The 20,879-nt window shown below is 53.8% G+C and carries 21 protein-coding genes and 1 riboswitch; of the genes, 18 read left to right on the top strand and 3 right to left on the bottom strand.

Translation table 11 applies throughout. From position 1 onward, the window contains the following. Positions 1-78: 78 nt before the first annotated feature. Positions 79-843 carry a GTP cyclohydrolase II gene (locus AC50Y3_RS14270; protein WP_494819394.1) on the top strand — a complete coding sequence of 255 codons (765 nt, stop codon included), beginning with the start codon at positions 79-81 and terminating at the stop codon, positions 841-843. Positions 844-1,963: 1,120 nt separating this feature from the next. Here AC50Y3_RS14270 and AC50Y3_RS14265 read toward each other — a convergent pair. Continuing rightward, entirely contained in the window at positions 1,964-3,709 is a 1,746-nt protein-coding gene (locus tag AC50Y3_RS14265) for an alpha-glycosidase (protein WP_494819393.1), read from the bottom strand. A gap of 291 nt (positions 3,710-4,000) precedes the next feature. Between AC50Y3_RS14265 and AC50Y3_RS14260 the strand changes: the two genes are divergently transcribed. Genes AC50Y3_RS14260 through AC50Y3_RS14250 form a run of 3 tightly spaced genes read left to right on the top strand, consistent with a single transcriptional unit; the run spans position 4,001 to position 5,312 of the window. After that, positions 4,001-4,585: a TetR/AcrR family transcriptional regulator gene (locus tag AC50Y3_RS14260; protein ID WP_494819392.1), complete on the top strand. Its 585-nt coding sequence runs from the start codon at positions 4,001-4,003 to the stop codon at positions 4,583-4,585. Positions 4,586-4,603: 18 nt separating this feature from the next. Beyond that, positions 4,604-4,972 carry a DMT family transporter gene (locus AC50Y3_RS14255; RefSeq protein WP_494819391.1) on the top strand — a complete coding sequence of 123 codons (369 nt, stop codon included), beginning with the start codon at positions 4,604-4,606 and terminating at the stop codon, positions 4,970-4,972. Positions 4,973-4,988: 16 nt separating this feature from the next. Continuing rightward, positions 4,989-5,312, top strand: a complete 324-nt coding sequence (locus AC50Y3_RS14250) for a DMT family transporter (protein ID WP_494819390.1) — start codon at positions 4,989-4,991, stop codon at positions 5,310-5,312. Between the two features lie 220 nt (positions 5,313-5,532). On the opposite strand, the gene AC50Y3_RS14245 is transcribed toward AC50Y3_RS14250, so the two are convergent. Next, a complete protein-coding gene (locus AC50Y3_RS14245) occupies positions 5,533-6,168 on the bottom strand; it encodes a DsbA family oxidoreductase (protein ID WP_494819389.1) in 636 nt (211 codons plus the stop codon). 199 nt (positions 6,169-6,367) lie between these two features. On the opposite strand from AC50Y3_RS14245, the gene AC50Y3_RS14240 reads away from it, so the two are divergent. The 5 genes from AC50Y3_RS14240 to AC50Y3_RS14220 all read left to right on the top strand — a co-directional run bounded on the left by AC50Y3_RS14240 (position 6,368) and on the right by AC50Y3_RS14220 (position 10,458). Then, entirely contained in the window at positions 6,368-7,255 is an 888-nt protein-coding gene (locus tag AC50Y3_RS14240) for a DUF72 domain-containing protein (protein WP_494819388.1), read from the top strand. A gap of 158 nt (positions 7,256-7,413) precedes the next feature. Then, positions 7,414-7,839: an RrF2 family transcriptional regulator gene (locus tag AC50Y3_RS14235; protein WP_091225085.1), complete on the top strand. Its 426-nt coding sequence runs from the start codon at positions 7,414-7,416 to the stop codon at positions 7,837-7,839. 65 nt (positions 7,840-7,904) lie between these two features. Then, the gene (gene trxA / locus AC50Y3_RS14230; protein ID WP_090982163.1) at positions 7,905-8,216 is read left to right on the top strand and encodes a thioredoxin; all 312 of its coding nucleotides are present in this window, start codon (positions 7,905-7,907) and stop codon (positions 8,214-8,216) included. Positions 8,217-8,369: 153 nt separating this feature from the next. Then, the gene (locus AC50Y3_RS14225) at positions 8,370-9,599 is read left to right on the top strand and encodes a molybdopterin-dependent oxidoreductase (RefSeq protein WP_494819387.1); all 1,230 of its coding nucleotides are present in this window, start codon (positions 8,370-8,372) and stop codon (positions 9,597-9,599) included. A 91-nt stretch (positions 9,600-9,690) separates the two neighbouring features. After that, complete coding sequence (locus AC50Y3_RS14220; protein ID WP_494819386.1) at positions 9,691-10,458, top strand: MerR family transcriptional regulator; 768 nt, start codon at positions 9,691-9,693, stop codon at positions 10,456-10,458. Between the two features lie 129 nt (positions 10,459-10,587). Here the strand turns inward: AC50Y3_RS14220 and AC50Y3_RS14215 are convergent, their stop codons facing one another. Next, positions 10,588-10,734: a hypothetical protein gene (locus AC50Y3_RS14215; RefSeq protein WP_177186699.1), complete on the bottom strand. Its 147-nt coding sequence runs from the start codon at positions 10,732-10,734 to the stop codon at positions 10,588-10,590. Positions 10,735-10,967: 233 nt separating this feature from the next. On the opposite strand from AC50Y3_RS14215, the gene ychF reads away from it, so the two are divergent. The 9 genes from ychF (at position 10,968) to AC50Y3_RS14170 (ending at position 20,848) form a co-directional block, all read left to right on the top strand. Next, a complete protein-coding gene (ychF, locus tag AC50Y3_RS14210) occupies positions 10,968-12,068 on the top strand; it encodes a redox-regulated ATPase YchF (protein WP_091224928.1) in 1,101 nt (366 codons plus the stop codon). Between the two features lie 164 nt (positions 12,069-12,232). Then, on the top strand, positions 12,233-13,306 hold the full coding sequence (gene prfA, locus AC50Y3_RS14205) for a peptide chain release factor 1 (protein WP_494819385.1): 1,074 nt from the start codon (positions 12,233-12,235) through the stop codon (positions 13,304-13,306). Positions 13,307-13,638: 332 nt separating this feature from the next. Next, positions 13,639-14,655, top strand: coding sequence for a peptide chain release factor N(5)-glutamine methyltransferase (prmC, locus tag AC50Y3_RS14200; protein WP_494819384.1), 1,017 nt, complete (start codon positions 13,639-13,641; stop codon positions 14,653-14,655). Between the two features lie 1,131 nt (positions 14,656-15,786). Then, positions 15,787-16,515, top strand: coding sequence for a stage II sporulation protein R (gene spoIIR / locus AC50Y3_RS14195; protein ID WP_494819383.1), 729 nt, complete (start codon positions 15,787-15,789; stop codon positions 16,513-16,515). A gap of 90 nt (positions 16,516-16,605) precedes the next feature. Continuing rightward, complete coding sequence (locus tag AC50Y3_RS14190; RefSeq protein WP_494819382.1) at positions 16,606-17,769, top strand: L-threonylcarbamoyladenylate synthase; 1,164 nt, start codon at positions 16,606-16,608, stop codon at positions 17,767-17,769. A gap of 417 nt (positions 17,770-18,186) precedes the next feature. Further along, the gene (locus tag AC50Y3_RS14185; protein ID WP_494819381.1) at positions 18,187-18,747 is read left to right on the top strand and encodes a manganese efflux pump MntP; all 561 of its coding nucleotides are present in this window, start codon (positions 18,187-18,189) and stop codon (positions 18,745-18,747) included. 105 nt (positions 18,748-18,852) lie between these two features. Then, positions 18,853-19,428 carry a low molecular weight protein arginine phosphatase gene (locus tag AC50Y3_RS14180; RefSeq protein ID WP_494819380.1) on the top strand — a complete coding sequence of 192 codons (576 nt, stop codon included), beginning with the start codon at positions 18,853-18,855 and terminating at the stop codon, positions 19,426-19,428. A 129-nt stretch (positions 19,429-19,557) separates the two neighbouring features. Then, a riboswitch (ZMP/ZTP riboswitch) is annotated at positions 19,558-19,640 on the top strand. A 116-nt stretch (positions 19,641-19,756) separates the two neighbouring features. Further along, positions 19,757-20,224 (top strand): ribose 5-phosphate isomerase B, encoded by a 468-nt coding sequence (rpiB, locus tag AC50Y3_RS14175; protein ID WP_494819379.1) that lies wholly within the window; start codon positions 19,757-19,759, stop codon positions 20,222-20,224. Positions 20,225-20,239: 15 nt separating this feature from the next. After that, entirely contained in the window at positions 20,240-20,848 is a 609-nt protein-coding gene (locus tag AC50Y3_RS14170; protein ID WP_494819378.1) for a TIGR01440 family protein, read from the top strand. The last annotated feature ends 31 nt before the right edge of the window (positions 20,849-20,879 follow it).

Genomic DNA, 20,879 nt, shown 5'->3' with positions numbered 1-20,879 from the left:
TTAGGACTGCATATTTCCTCTCCGCGCAATAAACACTAACCTGAGGTTTACTGTCAGAAGCGGGAAAGGCGGCATGGCATGATTGATGAGAAAATCGTTGGCATTCTGGATGATCGCATTGAAACGATCAAAGGTAAGAACGGTACTTTAATCTTGGTTGGACCCATTCAGCTGCCGGTGAACTTGGAGGGGGAAACGCACACCTTCCAGTGGTATTGCTGGCTTCCGTGCAGGGATTTGGTCCATACAGAGGGCGGCTGTAAGGAAAAGGAGCGGACCGAGTTTCTGATCGAGCAGCTGTCCGCGTCCAATCTGGCGGAGAAACAGCAATCGAGCGCACTCGTGTACGGCGACTTTAAGGACAGTGAAGATGCATTGATTCGTATGCATAGCATCTGTCATACGGGGGATATTTTTGGGAGCAAGCGCTGCGATTGCGGGTATCAGCTGCATCAGTCGATGAAGATGATCACCTCGCATGGCACCGGGGCTCTGTTCTACTTGGCCAACCATGAAGGGCGGGGAATCGGGCTGTTCAGTAAGGCGATGGCTTATCTTCTGCAGGAGAAAGGATACGACACGGTCGAGGCGAACCTGGAGCTCGGGTTCAAGGATGATACGCGCAGCTACGAGGAAACGCTGCTCGTCCTCGCCCATCTCCGCAGCAAGCCGGTCACGCTCATCACGAACAATCCCAAGAAGCTCGCGGCGCTCAAAGCATCCGGCATGAACGTGGACGACCGAGTCCCGCTCTGGGGCGACATTTCGGAGTTCAACCGCAAGTATCTGGAGACCAAAGTGAACCGCTCCGGCCACTTCGCGGAGGAGCTGCCTATCCCTTGACGGGATAAGGATGGACGACTTGCAGAGGAAATGATGTTCCCTTACCGAGGTGGGAAAGGCCAACTCTTCATCGTAGATGAAGGGTTGGTCTTTTTTTCTTTGTAGGGGAACCCGCTTCAAGGTTATAGAAGTAGTCCCGCTTGGCGGTGGAGGGAAGCTGAGAGTAGGAAAAACCGACTCTCAGCACCAAAATCGCCGGAAAAATGAGCCGAGAGTCGGAAAATCGCACTCTTAGCGCCAAGCCGATCGCAAATAAGAGCTGGTGGAAAGATGGAAATCGGAGAAGCTTACCTAGGGATCTACATTGGCAGGAATTTGGGGGAAAGTAAGAAAGTAGCTTACACAGAGATCTACATTAGTCGAAAATTCGCAAAAAGAGACAAAGTAGCTCAACCAGAGATCTACATGGTGGGTAACTCAGACAGAAGAGTAGTATCCAGAGCAACACATTGGTTAGAAACCGACGAATCGAGCACAAGAGTAGCATTCAGAGCAACACATTGTTTAGAAACTGACGAATCTAGCGCAAGAGTAGCATTCAGAGCAACACATTGTTTAGAAACTGACGAATCTAGCGCAAGAGTAGCATTCAGAGCAACACATGGGTTAGAAACTGACGAATCGAGCGAAAGAGTAGCTCCCAGAGCAACACATGGGTTAGAAACTGACGAATCGAGCGCAAGAGTAGCTCCCAGAGCAACACATGGGTTAGAAACTGACGAATCGAGCGCAAGAGTAGCATTCAGAGCAACACATTGGTTAGAAACCGACGAATCGAGCATAAGAGTAGCATTCAGAGCAACACATTGGTTAGAAACCGACGAATCGAGCATAAGAGTAGCATTCAGAGCAACACATTGGTTAGTAACCGACGAATTGAGCAGCAGAGTCGCAACTAGAGCAACATATGGGTGGTCAATAGGTGGCTAAGTAGGAAAAAGCGACTCTCAGCTCTGAAATCAGCCCCGAGCGGTGGTGGAGGGATGCTGAGAGTAGGAAAAACCGACTCTCAGCACCTAAATCGCCACAAAAAAGAGCCGAGAATCGAAAATCCCGACTCTCGGCTCCAAAACCGTGCCTGCGCGCACTAACTTGCACGGCAGCCAGCGTGCGCAACAAACTAACCCAAAAGCTTATACACAACAAATCCGAAGCCATCCAGCGCGATGGAGAGCTGCTTGCCCTTCGACTCCACCGGCGAACCGGCGAACATATCCTGCCACTTCCCATTTGCAGCCGGCACAGTGAGGCTGCAAGCCTTCGCACCTGCGTTCATCGCGATGATGAATTGCTCATTGCCGCTGCGGCGAGCGTAGACTACTGCTGCGTCATCCGCCTCTGCGTGCAGGAACGTAATGTCCATGGAGCGTAGAGCGGCATGCTGCTTGCGAAGCGCGATCAGCGTCTGATAGAACTTCAGCATATCGCCGTTCTGCTGCTCCTCTTCCCACACCATGCACTGTCGGCAGTCGGGATCGCCCGCACCGGACATGCCGACTTCGTCACCGTAATAGATGCACGGCGTACCCGGGTATGTCATTTGGAACAGCGCGGCCAGCTTCATTCGGCTCTCATCTCCATCGCACAGCGTGAGCAGCCGCGGCGTGTCGTGGCTATCCAGCAGGTTGAACGCAACCTCGGTAGCTTGCTGCGGATAGTTCGCCAGCTGCGTGCCGATGGCGTTCGCGAAGCTGCGACCGTCGAGTTTGCCATAAGCGGCATAATCGAGCACGGCATTGGTGAACGGATAGTTCATGACCGCGTCGAATTGATCGCCCTCCAGCCACATCATCGAATCATGCCAAATCTCTCCCAAAATGTAGGCATCCGGATTGACGACCTTAACCGTCTTGCGGAAGTCGCGCCAGAAATGATGATCGACCTCATTCGCGACATCAAGCCGCCAGCCGTCGATGCCGACTTCCTCCACCCAGTAGCGGGCTACGTCCAGCAGGTACTTTTTGACGTCCGGATTCTCGGTGTTCAGCTTCGGCATGATCGGTTCAAAAGCAAACGTGTCGTAAGTAGGGATACCATCCTCGATGCGAAGCGGCCATTCACGCACATGGAACCAGCCTGCATACTTCGACTCTGCACCTTTCTCCTGTACATCAAGGAATGGAGGGAAGGTTGCGCCGGCATGGTTGAATACCGCATCAAGAAGCACGCGCATGCCGCGCTTGTGGCAGATATCCACGAGCTCTTTCATGAGCTCATTGGTGCCGAAATGAGGGTCGACCTTCAAATAATCCTGCGTATCATATTTGTGGTTCGTGGTCGCTTCGAATACAGGGGTAAAATAAATCGCATTAACGCCCAATGTCTCCAGGTAATCCAAGTGATCGATAACCCCCTGAATATCGCCGCCGAAGAAGTTTTTAGGAGTCGGCTTGCCGCCCCATGGTTCTACGTTCTCGGGATCGAGCGACGGGTCGCCGTTCGCAAAACGTTCCGGGAAGATCTGATAGAAAACCGCTTCTTTCACCCAAGCCGGCGGCTGGAACACATCGATTGGATTGATGAACGGATAGTCGTAGAACGTGAGGCAGTCAGCCGGCAGCTCGCCCACGAAACCACTTTCGGTCAGCCACAGCGTCTTCGGGCCTTTCTCCAATTGGAACGCGTAGCGCAGCCGGCGAAACGGCGGTTCCACGGCAACTTCCCAGTAGTCGAACATAGCGTCCGTTGCAAAAACGCGCATAGGCACGATTTGCATCGTTTTGTCCCATGCGTATTTATCGCCTACAACAGCTTGAACGGCATCCATATCGCCTTTCTGTGTGCGAATACGCAGATGCAGGGTGGAACGGTCGTATGCGTACGACCAGTTTTGCTTCGGACGATGATAAATGGCTTCGAGCATCATAATAAGGTCACTCTCCTAAAAATAGATCTAAACCAATGCAAAAAAGGTACAACCTCGTCATTCATAGCGAGGTTGTACCTTTGCGGTAGCATGGCCTTTTAATTACGTCTATTGTACCACATCCGCACGCAATTATTCACGTTCATAATCATCGCTCCGGCGCTTTTTACCCCAAAGTTTGGATTGAGCCTGTCCACTGCTTGACACGTACAGCCAAAGGAGCTATTATCACTTGAGGCTAACTAACGTTCGTTAGGCGATAATACGGACCATGCAAGGGGAGAACTAAGGATGACGGCGAATCGCTTGAAGCAAGCTGCATTGACGTTATTTGCGGATTCGGGCTATGAAGGTGTGTCCTTATCGGAAATCGCAAAATCAGTGGGCATTAAGACACCGTCGATCTATGCTCATTTTGACTCCAAGGAACAGCTGTTTATTGAGCTGCTGGAGGACGCGATTCGGGAGGAGCGGGAGAAGCTTCTGCTGCTGCTTCAGGGCATGGAGGATTATCCGCCTATAGAGCGGCTGTATGCGGTGTTCTTGTTTTACACCGATTTGGATCAAATTACGAAGGGGCAATCCTTCCTTAAGCGAACGATGCTTGTCCCGCCACGGCATTTAGAGTCGCGGCTTAGTCAATATTTTACGACTTATGAAGAAGAAGTAACGGTACATGTATTGGCGCTGCTTCGGGGCAGTTCAAACGAGGGAACGCTCGGCGAGTTACAGGCTGAACGGCTGCTTGCTTTGTTTTACGCGCTAATTGACGGCTTGCTGGTTGAACATAAATTGTATGATTCGGCGCTCTATCGGAAGAGGCAGGAACAGCTTTGGAGCTGGCTGCAGGAGGCGTTGAAGCCGGGAACGGCGTAGAGAGGGGGATGAGTCGCGATGGCATGGCTGTTTTTGCTGCTGGCCGGACTCCTTGAGGTGGGTTGGGCTTATGGCATGCAGGCGTCTGATGGGTTTACCGAATGGCTGCCCAGTGTGATAACCATTGTGCTGTTAATTATAAGTTTTATCTTGTTTGCCCGGGCGATGCGGACCATCGAAATCGGCACGGCGTACGCCATATTTACCGGAATCGGAACCGTGGGTACCGTGATCGTCGGCATTGTCCGTGGCGAGCCGGCCGATCTGCTCAAATTGCTGTTTATCGCGATGCTGATCGGAGGCATTGTGGGACTTAAAGTGATTGCAAGCAAAGATGAAAAGAAAGAACCTCAAGCGGAGCTTGCTGCTTCTGAGGGAACGGAGTAAGGGGAGGTGGCTGCAAGTGGCCTGGTTGTTCTTGCTCATATCTGGGCTGGGTGAAGTAGGCGGCGTGACGGGCATGAAGCTGTCGAATGGGTTTAAAAACTGGAAGGGAACGCTGCTCGCGTTAGGATCCGGGATGGTCAGCTTTTATTTCTTATCTCGATCGCTGCAGGATGTCCCGATCAGTACCGCTTACGGGGTTTGGACGGGGATCGGATCTGTCGGCAGCGTCGTACTTGGCATGTTGGTGTTCGGTGAGTCGAAGGATAAACGGAAATTGCTCTTTATCGCTATGATCATAATTAGTGTTGCGGGTTTACGTATTACAGGCGGCGGTCATTAATGGACTGCTGCTTTTTTGTTGTGAGGTAACAGATACCGCAGATAAGTCAAAAATGGCCAATATAGCGGCAATTGAGGTACGGGTTACCGTACATACACCGAAATCATGATAAAAGCCCCCAAGAGAGGTAATGGTTACTTCTCATGCGGGCTGAAGGCTAAGCGTAATCGTGTTCAGGCCGAGCTATTATCAAGCATAGCACTAGCTAGCTTTCGCCTGACTAAACGCCGGTGTTCACGCCGCCCATCAAGCCGAGCAGCTCCTCAGCGGGATAAGCGCCGGACAGCGCATAGCGGTTGTTGAAGACGAAGAAGGGAACGCCCGTCACGCCGATTTGCTGCGCGCGTTTCAGATCGGCGTCAACCGCCTCGCCGCCTTCGCCGTTCTCAAGCCGAGCTTGCAGCTCCGGTGTAAAAACGTCAAGTCGCTCAGCAATCGTCATGATTACGCTCATCTGCGCCACGTCCAGGCCTTCTTCGAAATAAGCGCGGAACAGCTCTTCCACTGCCTCTGCTTTACGCTCCTCAGGCAGAATAGCAACGAAACGATGCGCAAGACGCGTGTTGGGCATCCGAGTGACCCGGTCAAAATGGAACGTCACGCCTACAGCCGCTCCGGCTTGCGTTACCTGCTGGGTGGCACGTTTCATCGATTCGAGGCCGCCCATTTTCTTAGCCATTACATCATCGAACGGTTTTCCTTCTTCGGGCAGCCCGGGATCAAGCTGATACGCGTGATAGGTGACAGTGACCGGCTCATCGTTCTTCTCCGACCAAAGCGCCAGCGCACGGTATAGATTTTGCTTGCCGATGCGGCACCAAGGGCAGACCACATCCGAGTACAGGTCAATATGCATATGGAAACGACAACCTTTCGAATAGTTTGTCAGTTCTTCTCTTCAATTGTTGCAGGTTACATCACCATGCTAATGTAGTTTTGCATATCAAGCAAGGGCAGATACGGCGCGCTGTGCATTTTCGCGATTTGCTTTGTGATTTAGGAGGGCAGTAAACTATTGGGTATAGAGTACTTCGGTCAATGAGGAGGGGGACGGTATGATTGAAATCGGTCTATGCGGCTGGGGCGATCATTCGGAGCTGTATCGGGAAGCGGGCAAGGAAAAGAATAAGCTGCCTGCCTATGCGCAATGGTTCCGGGTCGTCGAAGTAGACAGCACCTTCTATGCCATTCAGTCCCCGCAGGTGATGGAGAAATGGGCGACGGAAACACCGGATCACTTCCGCTTCGTCATTAAAGCGTATCAAGGGATGACAGGGCATGCGCGCGGGGGAAAAGGGCATCATCCTTACGAAAGCGAGGCGGCGATGTTTCAAGCATTCCGAGAGGCAATCGAACCGATCCGCGCCGCAGGCAAGCTGCTTGCCGTCCTATTTCAATACCCGCCATGGTTTAATTGCACGCGGCCTAACGTAGAGACGCTGCGCACGGCCAAGGCGCGAATGGGCGATATCCCTTGCGCGCTCGAATTTCGAAACCAAAGCTGGTTCACGAACGAAATGAGTGAGAAAACCATTGCTTTCACGCGCCGCGAAGGCTGGATTCATACGGTTTGCGATGAGCCGCAGGCCGGAGATGGCTCCATTCCGATCGTAGAAGCGGCCACGGATGATCAATTCACCCTTGTTCGCCTGCATGGACGCAATACGGATGGCTGGGTTTCGGCAGGACAACCTAACTGGCGGGATGTTCGTTATTTGTACCGTTATAATGAAACGGAGCTGTCAGAGTGGGTGGAGCGGCTGCGACGCTTGGAGCAGTTGACCGGCACGGTATGCGTGCTGTTCAATAATAACTCCGGCGGGGATGCGGCGGATAACGCCTTACAGCTCATGGCGATGCTGCATCAGCTGCCGCCTCGCGGCTCGTTTAAGCTGGCACCGCCGCCGCAGGAAACAGCTCAGCAGCTGGAGCTGTTCGATTAATGGGCAGCGGGCTATGAAACTCAAAGCTGCCTGCAGCCCGGCAATCACTGGCTTTTGAATAGACGCATGCTCATATTCGCAAAATAGAAGTACAACCGCCGTTGACAGGTTCAACTGTAACTGATATGATTACAGTACAAAGCGGGGTGCCGTTAAGCATGAACAGCGAATTCACCATTGCCGTACACAGTTTGGTTTACTTGGCTTTTTTGCCCGAACGCATGGCTCCGAGTGAAGCCATTGCCGATAATGTCTCGACCAATCCTGCCAGAATCCGCAAGGTGATGAGCTGTTTGAAGCGAGGCGGTTATGTCGACACAAGGGAAGGCGCAGGCGGCGGATATCGGCTTACACTGGATCCGGCCATCGTCAACCTTGCCGACATCTACCGGTTAATGGCGCAAGGCTCCGTTATTCCGAGCTGGTGCTCGGGCAATCCAGAGATGGATTGTGTTGTCGGCTCCAACATGCGTGAAGTCATGGATGGGATCTTTTGCAGAGCGGAGAAGCAGCTGGAGAATTATTTCGGCGGCATTACGATCTCCGATGTGCTGGGTCAAATCAAGGAATGCGAAGAGTGTTGAACAAGGTGTGACGGGGTTTCCCTTCCCATAAGCTTGTGAACTTATTGTAGAGAGGATGATTGAATATGGCAGTAGCATTGACGAAAGACACATTCAACAAAAGCATCGAGAGCGGCGTAACGCTCGTTGATTTCTGGGCACCATGGTGCGGACCTTGCAAAATGCAGCTTCCGATCGTAGAAGAGCTTTCCGGCGAGCTTGCTGGTACAGCTACAATCGCTAAAATCAACGTGGACGAGGAGCCTGAATTGGCATCCCAATTCGGCGTCATGTCGATCCCGACACTAATTCTTTTCAAAGACGGTCAACCGGTTGATAAAATGGTTGGTCTGCAATCCAAAGACGCCCTGAAAAACAAAATTCAAGGCCAAATCTAAGCATTGCTTTACGAGCCCTCGCGCCTTTATGGTGTGAGGGCTTCGTTGTGCAACAATGAGCATACATATTACTACGTGCTATCGTGATCCGTTCCCAAGTTTATATACGTCTATATAGGTAGTGAATAAACCGTCAAGGGGGCAGAGTCTTCTATGCAGAAATGGCTCGCGCAGCTTCGCAAAGGCTACGGCAAGAAGCTGGTAAAGCTGCATGCAATAAACGGTTGGATTGTCGTGATTCTGGCACTGACAGGGCTTGTGCTGTTCCAAGGACTGTGGCGCGGCATTCTCGGAGAAGGCAGGGTTATCATCCGCTACGCGCATATTGTGGTCGGCATCGCGTCGCTGTTGCCGGTCGTGTTCTATTTGGTGCTGGCCGCGAAGCACTGGAAACAGCTGAAAGGAAAGACGTGGCAGAAGGCAAACGTTATCATCGTGCTGGGTCTGTTGGTCGGCTGGCTGCTATCCGGCGTGCTTTTGTGGCAATTCAAGGCGGTTGGTCCGGCATGGTCAGGAAATGCGCTCACCATCCATGACCTGCTGACATGGGTTGGACTTCCCTATATCATCTACCACTCCATCACAAGGCTGAAATGGCTCAAGGAGCCGCATCGCCGCACGATTAAGACCGGACAACAAGGGGAGGGACTTCATCCGGCAGCCAAACCGGAGGCGGTCATGTCGAGGCGTTCGTTTATTCGAGTCGCGGTAGGAGCGGGTATCGCCGTTGCCATCGGTCCTTCTTTTCTAAAATGGTTCAGCAATCAACTAACGCCAAGCGCGAATCTGGATGATCTGGTCGAACACGACGCAAATTCGCTTATCCCTGCCCCGCTTCCGCTTCCGGCCTCATCGCCGCCGATTGGCGGGGGAAGCCGCGGATCGTTCCGTATTTATACCGTGACACCGATTCCGGAGTTCGACAACAGTACCTTTTCCTTCATTGTGGATGGGCTTGTGGAGAAGCGGCTGCAATGGAACTGGGAGCAGTTTGTGGCGCTGAAGCGGGAAGTGCAAGTGAGTGATTTCCATTGCGTGACCGGCTGGTCGGTTCTCGGCAATACGTGGGAAGGCATCAAGCTGAAGGATTTCTTGAAGCTGGCAGGCGTGAAGCCCTCAGCGAAAACGGTAAAACTGTACTCCGGCGACGGCGTGTATACGGATTCCCTCACACTGGAGCAGGCCGATATGGATGATGTGATGGTTGCGGTTATGCATGACGGCAAGCCGATTCCGAGCGACCTCGGGGGTCCGGTGCGGCTGATCGTTCCGAAGATGTACGCCTATAAGTCGGTCAAATGGCTGAATCGGATTGAGCTTATTGATGGGAATCATACCGGGTATTGGGAAGAACGCGGCTATGATACGGATGCGTGGGTATAGGGAGCGGCAAGCGGGCATTTTAGATTAAAAAATGGGTTTGACATTCACGTTACGTAAAGGTGTAAAGTGGGTTTGTCGGGAGGTGATGAAGGTGGAATATACCGTTCAGAAGCTGGGCAGGCTCGCGGGAATCAGTACGAGGACATTGCGGTTCTATGACGAAGTAGGCATTCTTAAGCCGGCAAGAATGAACTCTTCGGGCTACCGCATCTATGGTCAGGCGGAGGTCGACAGGCTGCAGCAGATTTTATTTTACCGGGAGCTTGGCGTCAGCTTGGATCGCATTAAAGAGCTTCTGACGGATCCGGCCTTCAATGGCACCGCAGCCTTGATCCAGCATCGGGAACAGCTTCTCGACAGAAGACGGCAGCTTGATGCGCTGATCGCAAACGTAGATCAAACCATCGCTGCGGCTGAAGGGAGAATTTCGATGAGCGATAAACAGAAATTTGAAGGCTTTAAGCAGCGCCTGATTGACGAGAATGAGCAGAAATACGGCAAGGAAGCGCGCGAGAAATACGGCGATGATGCCGTAAACAAGTCGAATGCCAAAGTAAAGGGCATGTCGCAGGAAGACCACGACCGCGTAACCCGTCTGGCAGAGGAAGTTAAGGAAACGTTGGCGGAGGCTTTCAAACAAGGCGATCCGGCGGGCGAGCTCGCGCAGAAGACGGCGGATTTGCACCGGCAATGGCTGAGCTTCTACTGGGCTCAGTACAGCAAGGAAGCCCATGCGAACCTGTCGCAAATGTACGTAGACGACGAGCGGTTTAAGGCGTATTACGACGTTGATCAACCGGGATCGGCTGAGTTTCTGCGAGATGCCATTCATATCTATACAGGCGTAAGTAGGCCTTAGGCGACATTGTAGCTAATGGCGCGGCGCAAGGCGAACAAGAAAAAGGGTGCCCGCGGATCAGCGACGATCCGGTGGGACACCCTTTTAGTCGTGCCGCTGCTTCGCAGAGGGAGGGTCCGCGAGATCGGCTTACTTATCGGTTTTCTTCTTCACATGGTTGAAGTTGGTGATGGACTTGGCATCCTCGATCGTATCGTTGACGAAGGCCATATCCTGATTTTTGGCGTGCATCTTGGTTGTGCCTTTGTAGTTGCCTTTATGGGTTTGGTTTTCCATGTCGGTTCACCTCCGAAGGATGGTCGCACACAAGGTAGTATGTTCGGAAGAGGGGAGCGGCATGCGGTTGGGTGTAGCGTCCGGAAGCCGAACAATTTATCCAGTATTAGCTGATTATCGGGGAAAATCAAACATTTGCAAGCTGGGAATCCGCGGAGTCTCCTTTTTTATTTCCCCCCCTTCATGTATAATGTCATGAGATTGTTTATTACGGAACAGGGGTGTCTTCATACATGGCTTTGAAAGCTGGAATCGTCGGCCTGCCGAACGTAGGTAAATCGACTTTATTTAATGCAATAACGCAAGCGGGCGCGGAATCCGCGAACTATCCGTTCTGTACGATCGACCCGAACGTGGGCGTCGTAGAGGTACCGGATGAGCGTCTTGATAAATTGACGGAGCTTGTTGTGCCGAACAAAACCGTTCCGACTGCTTTTGAATTCATCGATATTGCAGGTATTGTGAAAGGCGCGAGCAAAGGCGAAGGCCTTGGCAACAAATTCCTTGCGCACATCCGCGAAGTGGATGCGATCGTTCACGTGGTTCGCTGCTTCCAAGATGACAACATCACGCACGTATCGGGTAAAGTGGATCCAATCGGCGATATCAACACGATCAACCTGGAGTTGATTTTGGCGGATATCGATTCCGTTGATCGCAAAATCGAGCGTTCCCGCAAAAACCTCAAAGGCGGCGACAAGAAGGTCGTGCAAGAGGTGGAAACACTCGAGCGCGTGAAAGAAGCGTTGTACAACGATCTGCCGGCGCGCAGTCTGGACCTCTCCGAGGATGAGAAAGCGATCATTCGCGATCTTCACCTGCTTACGATGAAACCGGTCTTGTACGCGGCTAACGTTAGCGAAGGCGAGGCGGCAAACTCCGACGGCAACAGCTACGTGGAATTGGTTCGCGAATTCGCAAAAGCGGAAGGCGCGGAAGTAGTGCCGATCAGCGCGAAAGTAGAATCCGAAATCGCTGAGCTTGAAGGCGAAGACAAAGAGATGTTCCTGGAGGAGCTTGGCCTCACGGAATCCGGCCTGAACCGCTTGATCCGCGCAGCATACAAGCTGCTTGGTCTGTACACTTACTTTACGGCGGGCGTGCAAGAAGTGCGTGCATGGACGATCCGTAAAGGCATGAAGGCGCCGCAAGCTGCCGGCGTTATTCATACCGATTTTGAACGCGGCTTTATCCGTGCTGAGGTTGTGTCCTATGAAGATCTGATGGCGGCAGGCTCCATGAATGCGGCTAAGGAAAAAGGACAGCTTCGCCTTGAGGGTAAAGAATACGTGGTGCAAGACGGCGACGTTATGCATTTCCGTTTCAACGTTTAGCGGTTGAATGGTTGGTTTTGGGGCCCGAAATTCTCGGGTCCTTTTGCTATGCCTTGCGGAAGTCGGCAAATTAACCAGAATTGTCACGTTTATGGTTTGTAGTGCGTTATGTTATACTAAAGGAACAATCAATTGGATTTATTCTAAAGTAGAGGTGAATGACAGTGTTGGACCGTTTACAGGCACTCGCTGACCGGTATGAGAAATTGAGCGAGCTGTTGTGCGATCCGGATGTGGCTAGCGATCCGAAGAAGCTGCGCGACTACTCCAAGGAGCAGTCAGATTTGCAAGCTCCTTATGAGGCATATACGGAATATAAGCAAGTATCCGAGCAGCTTGATGAAGCAAAAGTAATGCAGAACGAGAAGCTTGACGATGAAATGCGCGAAATGGTGAAGATGGAAATCGATGAGCTGAGTACGCGCCAAGCTGAGCTTGAAGAACATATCCATGTTCTCTTGTTGCCGAAAGACCCGAATGACGACAAAAACGTGATCGTTGAGATCCGCGGCGCTGCCGGCGGCGACGAAGCGGCTTTGTTCGCATCGGATTTGTACCGCATGTATATGAAATTTGCGGATACCCAAGGCTGGCGCGTGGAGCTGCTGGAATTCAGCGAGAGCGATCTTGGCGGCTTCAAAGAGGTTATCTTCATGGTAACCGGCAAAGGCGCATACAGTAAGCTGAAATTCGAGAGCGGCGCGCATCGCGTACAGCGGATTCCGGTGACGGAGTCCGGCGGCCGAATTCACACATCGACATCAACGGTTGCCGTTATGCCGGAGGTTGAAGAGGTCGAGATCGAAATTCTCGATAAAGATATTCGGATCGATACGTTCTGCTCCAGCGGTGCAGGCGGTCAGTCCGTTAATACAACTAAATCCGCGGTGCGTGTGCTTCACGTTCCGACGGGCATCATGGCTCAGTGTCAGGATGGTAAATCGCAGAACGAGAACAAAGCGAAAGCTCTTCAAGTTCTCCGTGCACGGATCTCGGATATCCGCCGCCAAGAAGAAGAAGCCAAGTATGCCGGCGAACGCAAAAGCAAAGTCGGCACAGGCGACCGCAGCGAGCGGATTCGGACGTACAACTACCCGCAAAGCCGGGTAACCGATCACCGCATCGGCCTTACGCTGCACAAGCTCGACTCCGTGTTGAACGGCGATATGGAAGAGATCATCAATGCGCTGACATTGACGGCTCAGACAGAACTGATGGAACGCGAGAATTTGGTGTAAGAGCGCGGTAAAAAGAGTAATCTATCGGTAAAGGTAATCTTAGAGCGCAATCATAGTTAGGAATGACGGGAGCGGCCTTGGCTGCTCCCGTTTGTGTAGCCTGGAGATTGTCGCTGGGGGTAGTGGCAGCGACTTTCTTGGGCGTGAGCGTGATGATGAATTAATGAGAATAAATAAACGAAGCTGTAGACGGTCCCATTTCGGCAATGGCTGCGCTAAGGCTGATGTTATTACCGTCGAGTGCAAGATCCTGAGGGATGGTTGAAACCTGTAGGATGCAGAGTGATTAGAAGTCGCAGCGTGCAGACGGGGTCTGAGTTTGAGAATAGGGAGTGTTTGTTGTGGAGGTAAATGGTCTGGCTGGAGGCGGGGAGCTGCTTACGATCGGGGAAGTCTGTGTAAGTGCGACGAAGATGCTTGAAGCACGCGGTATCAGCGAACCTCGCAATAACGCGGAGCTGCTGCTGCTGCATGTGCTCGGAATGGAACGGGCCGCGCTGATCCGCGATTGGCGAGACCCTTTTCCGCAGCAGCACACCGCTGAGTGGGAAACGCTGCTTGCCCGCAAAGCAGCCGGCGAACCGGTGCAGTATTTGATCGGCGAGCAGTGGTTTTATGGCTTGCCTTATGAGGTCACACCAGCGGTGCTCATCCCGCGCCCCGAGACGGAGCTGCTCGTTGAAGCTGTGCTGGAAGCAGCGGATAAGCTGTGGCCGGGGGCAGTGGGCGAAGCGCTAGGTGAAGACGCAGAAGCGAGTAGGTCGAGTGTCGGCGCTGCGCATCGAGGCTATACGGGGCTGACGGTGGTTGATGTCGGCACCGGTAGTGGCGCCATTGGCGTGACGCTGGCCACGCTGCGTCCGCAGTGGCGCGTATGTGCGTCCGATTTGTCGCCGGACGCGCTGGCTGTTGCCCGCACGAACGCGGAGCGCCATGGCGCAGCGGCGCGCATGACGTTCGTGCAGGGCGACCTGCTCGGGCCGTTCGCGCAGCCGCGGCCCGGGGAGCGCAACGATGCGCTCGGCAGCGTAGCCGGCCTGCGCATCGACGTGCTGGTTTCAAACCCGCCGTATATTCCGGCGGGGGATATTGCCGGCTTGCAGCCGGAAGTGCGCGACCACGAGCCGCGCCTCGCCCTCGATGGCGGCGATGACGGCCTGACGCCGTATCGGCGCATGGCAGAGCAGCTGCTGCAGCTGTCTTCGATGCCGCGTATCGTCGGCTTTGAGCTTGGCATGGGTCAGGCCGAAGCCGTCGCCGACCTGCTCCGCGGCATCGGCGCTTGGCGCGAAGTGCGCATCATCCCCGACTATGCAGGGATTGACCGCCATGTGCTCGCAGTGGAGTAGCGATCACTGCTTACCAGGAGCTGAGAGTGCGAAAATCAAACTCTCAGCAGCGAAATGGCATTAAAAAGATGTTGAAAGTTCGGAAATGGAACTCTCCGCACCGCAATCAGCGGAATATAGCGTGCATCGGGAGCTGAGAGTGCAGAAATCAAACTCTCAGCAGTGAAATGGCACCAAAAAGCTGCTGAGAGTTCCAAAATCGCACTCTCACCATCACAATCAGCGTAATGCAGCGTGTATTGTGAATTGAGAGTGCGAAAAATAAACTCTCAGCAGCGAAATAGTGAGAAATAGAGCCTGAGAGTTCGGAAATCGAACTCTCAGGCTTTTTGTTGACCGGATTAAGCTTAGGGTGGAAGCCGAGTGGCCGCGAACTCCACGAAACTTTGCTTATTAGCGGATATATCGCTAAAAACAATCAAACTAGCTGATATCTACTCTCTTTAGCGGCTATTCCGCTTACAGTTGCTCGAACCCATCGAAAGTGGCACGCAATCGCCCACTATCCTCGCAATAAGCGGATATACCGCTAAAACGAGCCAAACTAGCTGAATTCTACTCTCTTTAGCGGCTATTCCGCTTACAGTTGCTCGAACCCATCGAAAGTGGTACGCAATCGCCCACTATCCTCGCAATAAGCGGATATACCGCTAAAACGAGCCAAACCAGCTGTATTCTACTCTCTTTAGAGGCTATTCCGCTTACAGTAGCTCGAACCCATCTAAAGTGGCATGCAATCGCCCACTATCCTCGCAATAAGCGGATATACCGCTAAATACGGTCAAACTAGCTGATATCTACTCTTTTTAGCGGCTATTCCGCTTACAGTTGCTCGAACCCATCGAAAGTGGTACGCAATCGCCCACTCTCCTCGCAATAAGCGGATATACCGCTAAAACGAGCCAAACCAGCCGACTTCTACCTTCTTTAGCGGCTATTCCGCTAACAAAGCCGCACCACCGCTTCGACTAGTCGAGGCGCACATTGAGAGGCTTTTTTCTTTTACTCTACGAAACTCTTTTTAAGTGGATTGATAGGTTTAGAGAGCCGCCGCGAGGGACATAATGGGGATATGATCGTTCCGGAACGCAAGCCGATGCACCGACGGGTGCCACAAAGGAGCTTGTCGTTATGATTCGCACTTATTCCCGTTTTCCTTATCGTCCGATTTATGGGTATGTCCTTCTTATCGCTGCAGTATTGCTTATGAGCTGGGAAAGTCAACGTGCCGATGCGGCTATTGCCGGCGGCAGCATTCCTTCCGAATCTATCCGTCTGCGCATTCTGGCGAATTCGGATCATGCGTCCGATCAAGCGGTGAAACGCGAGGTTCGTGATGCCATCGTAGCGGAAATGAACAACTGGGTGGCTGGACCGCAAACGATCGAAGAAGCACGCAACACCATCCGCAATCATATGAGCGATATCGAAGGTATTATTGCTGCTAAACTTAGCGCACGCGGTTTTCACTATGGATTCAAAGCGGAACTCGGCAACGTGCCGTTTCCAACTAAAATATATGGCACTCAAGTATATCCTGCCGGTAATTACGAAGCGCTTCGCATCACGCTCGGTGCCGGTGCCGGACAAAACTGGTGGTGCGTGCTGTTTCCACCCCTCTGCTTCGTGGATGCGGTAAGCGGGGAAGCGTCAACTCCGGCGGTGGCTACAACGGCAAGCGTGAGTGCAAAAGCAGACAACAACGCTCAAGCAACCTCAGCTGTAGCAGATGCGCCTGCCAAAGATAAAGCTTCTGATCAAAATGTTCAAGCGGGTGAAGTCAAACAGCCGGAAGTGAAGTTTTTTCTGTGGGAAGTCATCAAGTCGATTATTAGCTTCTTCCGCAGCCTTTTCAGCTAATCATGCACTAAGCTCAGTCGTGCACTCCGCGATTGGGCTTTTATTGGATAGGGGAGGGCGTTTGGATGGTGCCAGGCGGCGTATGGTATAATGGGGCAAAACAAAGCAGAAGCTGGGGATACGACATTGACCATCCATCTACGAAAAACATTACTGTGGGAAGTGGATAGCCACCACCCGCGCGAAAGTGAACTGGACGAGGCTTCTGCCTTGCTGCGAGAAGGCGGGACTGTAGCTTTTCCGACCGAAACGGTCTACGGACTAGGTGCGGATGCGAGGAGCACGGCGGCGGTTGAACGGATTTTTGAGGCAAAAGGACGCCCTTCCGACAATCCGCTAATCGTTCATATCTCGGATCGCAAGCAGCTGGAAGAGCTGACGCTTCCGCTGGAAGGAGAGTCATCCATGCTTGCCGGGAGGCTCATGGATCGCTTCTGGCCGGGGCCGCTAACGATTGTGCTGCCGGTGAAGCCGGGGGCTGTATCGCCGCGGGTAACGGCGGGACTTGCTACAGTCGCGGTGCGGATGCCTGCTCACCCTGTGGCGCTGCAGCTTATTGCTGCGTCTGGCTGCCCGCTGGCGGCACCTAGCGCGAATCGCTCCGGTCGGCCAAGTCCGACACTGGCCTCTCATGTGCGCGATGACCTTAGCGGCCTAATCGACGGTATTGTCGACGGCGGAGCTGCTGGGGTAGGACTTGAATCGACCGTCGTGGAGGTTGACGGCGATCTTGTCCGCATTTTGCGCCCCGGCGGCGTGACGGCCGAAGCGCTGCGCGAGGTTGCAGCACGGGTCGATTACGACGCCGTGGCTGCGCCCGGCGCCGGCATAGCCGCCGCCTCTGCGCCTGCGGCGGCGGGAGCTCCCGCGGCGGAAACGCATGCGCCGCGTTCGCCGGGCATGAAATATGCGCATTACGCCCCACAGGGGCTGATGCACTTGGTCAAAGGCGACGCTGACGCCGTCTCCGCCTATATTGAGGCGGAAGTCGGCGCAGCGAGGGCTCGCGGCGAGCGCACAGGCGTGCTCGCCTTTGCCGAGCATGCTGCTCGGTACGACGCCGACTGCGTGCTCGTCGTCGGCAGCCTGGCGCAGCTGGAAACGGCTGCGCACGGCCTCTACAACGCGCTGCGCGAGTTCGACAACCGCGGCGTACAGCGCATTTGGGCCGAGACCTGCTCGGAGCAGGGTATCGGCCACGCGCTCATGAATCGCTTATCCAAAGCGGCCGGTCACGCGGTGGTCCACGTCTAGCGACAAGGTTTCCGGCCGCGCGCCAAGCGCCGCTGGACTAACTCGCAGCAACCTGGCTCGCCGCGCGCCAAGCCGCTGGGCTAGCTCGCACCAGACCTGCTCGCCGCGCGCCAAGCCGCTGGGCTAGCTCGCACCAGACCTGCTCGCCGCGCGCCAAGCCGCTGGGCTAGCTCGCACCAGACCTGCTCACCGCGAGCCAAGCACCGCAGCGCAAGCTCGCACCAGACCTGCTCGCCGCGCGCCAAGCACCGCTGCACTAGCTCGCACCAAACCTGCTCGCTCCGCGCACCAAGCGCCACCACGCCCTTGCTCTCGAAAACTAGCGCGTGCGCGTCCTGCTCCCCCGTCTCCACAGGTCATCTTTCCCATCTTGTCCGCATATGCTTACTCAGAGGTTGCGGACAAGGAGAGGATGAAATGGTTGAGGCGGGCATGCATGCCGGACAATTGCTGACGCTGCTGATTATCGCTATGGCACTGGGGATGGATGCTTTTTCGCTGGGTGTCGGCATCGGGCTCAAAGGCATTCGGCTGATGGATATAGCAAAGCTTAGCGCGATCATTGCGCTTTTTCACACGATTATGCCGCTCATGGGCATCTTTACGGGCAAATATGTCAGTACGCTGCTTGGTGGCGTTGCGACGACTGCGGCCGGCGCGCTGCTGCTGCTCCTCGGCGGGCATATGATTTATAGCTCGCTGCGCGGCGATGCCGTGGAGTCGATCGATTACCGAAGCTCGTGGGGAATGCTGTTGTTCGCACTCGGCGTGAGCATCGACTCTTTTTCCGTCGGGATCTCTCTTGGCATGTTCGATACGGACATGCTGCTGACGGTACTGCTGTTCGGCGTTGCCGGCGGGATGATGTCCGTATTTGGGCTGCTGCTCGGCCGTAAAGTGGGTACAAGTCTCGGCGGCTACGGGGAAGCGTGCGGCGGCGTGATCTTATTCACATTCGGATTGCTGTTCCTGTTTTAACAGACCAGCAACCTATGCCCTTTATCTTTTATCACAAACAATTTCAATTTTATAACCTATAGATCAATCACCAAACCCACACCTACGAAAAGGAGTGTATCAATCGTGAAACGGATACTATTCGTGTGCACCGGCAATACTTGCCGTTCACCAATGGCTGAAGCGCTGCTTCGGGCGATGTCCCAGCAAAGGGGCATGCAGCTCGATATTCGTTCCGCAGGCGTGTCCACGATCGATGGACTGCCTGTTTCCAATCATGCACGTACGGCGCTGTCCAAACGCGATATCGCGCACAACGGCACTTCAAAAGCGCTGGAAGGCGGCTCGATTGCGTGGGCTGATCTTATTTTGACCATGACCGCCAGCCATAAGAGGCAGCTGCTGCAGCATTTTCCGGCTGCCGTGGACAAGACGCATACGCTGCTCGAATTCGTGAATACGGATCCCAACGTACTGGCTGACATCGCGGAGCTGGAAGGGCTGTATTCGAGCTGGCAGATCAAGCAAGCGCTTGGCCAGCCGATGACGGCGCAGGAACGGTCAAGGTTGCTTCAGCTGGAGCAGCAGATCCCAAGTTTCGATGTGGCGGATCCTTTCGGCGGTTCGCTGGCTGTTTATGAGCAGAGCGCGACCCAAATCGAAGCCGCGTTAAACCGCCTTCTTGATCGCCTGAACGGCTAAGAAGTATAGGGATCGTTGTATTTTCCTTGCTGTTCACCTCTTCCTTTGCCAAAGGATGGCAAGCGCCGTTTCTTCCGGCAACGATTGATTTTGACACCAAAATCCGTTATGATAAAAGCAATTAAAGACGGTTTCCGATGTAACTGGCGACGAAAGTGGGTTAAACCACGGTGGAGCATCGGATCATACGGCCGGTCGCCTGGGCAAAGAGCAGCGTGCGTAAGCATGCTTGCTCTTTTTTCGTCTTTTTCGGCGAAATCAGGTATACTAATGCCATTGTGAATCGACAATTTCCGCCATGTGCGGTCTTATTGGGAGGAAAATGGATATGAAAATCGCCATCGGCGCAGACCACGCGGGCTACCGCTTGAAAGATGAGCTAGTTCCGTTTATCAAATCGCTTGGTCACGACATTGAGGACGTAGGCTGCGATTGCGATCAATCCGTAGACTACCCGGATTATGCACTTCCGGTTGCTGAGCTTGTAGCGCAAGGCAAGGCAGAACGCGGCATTCTCATTTGCGGCACGGGAATCGGCATGTCCATCGCGGCTAACAAAGTCAAAGGCATTCGCTGCGCGCTGGTGCACGATATGTTCTCGGCTAAAGCAACCCGCGAGCACAACGACACCAACGTGCTGGCAATGGGCGAGCGCGTCATTGGCCCGGGCGTAGCCCAAGAGATTATCCGGATTTGGCTTGAGACACCGTTCTCCAATGGCGAGCGTCATATCGGCCGCGTGAGCAAAGTGATGAAGCTTGAAGCACAATACGCCGATGCGGCGAAATCCGAGTAAGGGGCGTATCCAGCGATGAGCGACCACGGAATAAGCAACATGGACTCGGCGCAGCTGACCAAGGATGTAGAAACCGTAGTCCGCGAGCTGGCAGCCGCATCGGGCATTCGTCAGGGACAGCTGCTTGTAATCGGCGTGTCCACCAGCGAGGTGCTCGGCGAACGGATTGGTACATCAGGCACGCTGGAAACGGCAGCCGCGATCTACGCGGGGGTCGAGAAGGTACGGCAAGAATTGCAGTTTTATCCCGTTTATCAGTGCTGTGAACATCTCAACAGGGCGCTCGTGATGGAACGGGAAGCCGCTGAGCGATACGGCCTGGACCTCGTTTCGGCGGTCCCTGTGCGTAAAGCCGGCGGCTCGATGGCAGCCTACGCGTTCCAAACGCTGCAGGATGCTGTGCTGACCGAGACGGTTCAAGCTCATGCGGGCATCGATATCGGCGACACCTTCATCGGCATGCATTTGAAGCGTGTTGCGGTACCGGTGCGACCAACGATTCGAGCAATCGGATCCGCGCATTTGACGATGGCTTATACCCGTCCGAAGCTAATTGGCGGGGAACGTGCGGTTTACACGCGAGAAGCGGCAGGCCCGGCAACGGATGCCGGCACATGCGACTAATATACTTATTATCTTGAGGAGGACTCATCAA

Source organism: Paenibacillus sp. J22R98 (assembly GCF_059383835.1).
Note: the sequence above shows the minus strand (reverse complement) of the source record. Positions and strands in the feature narration are given on the sequence as shown.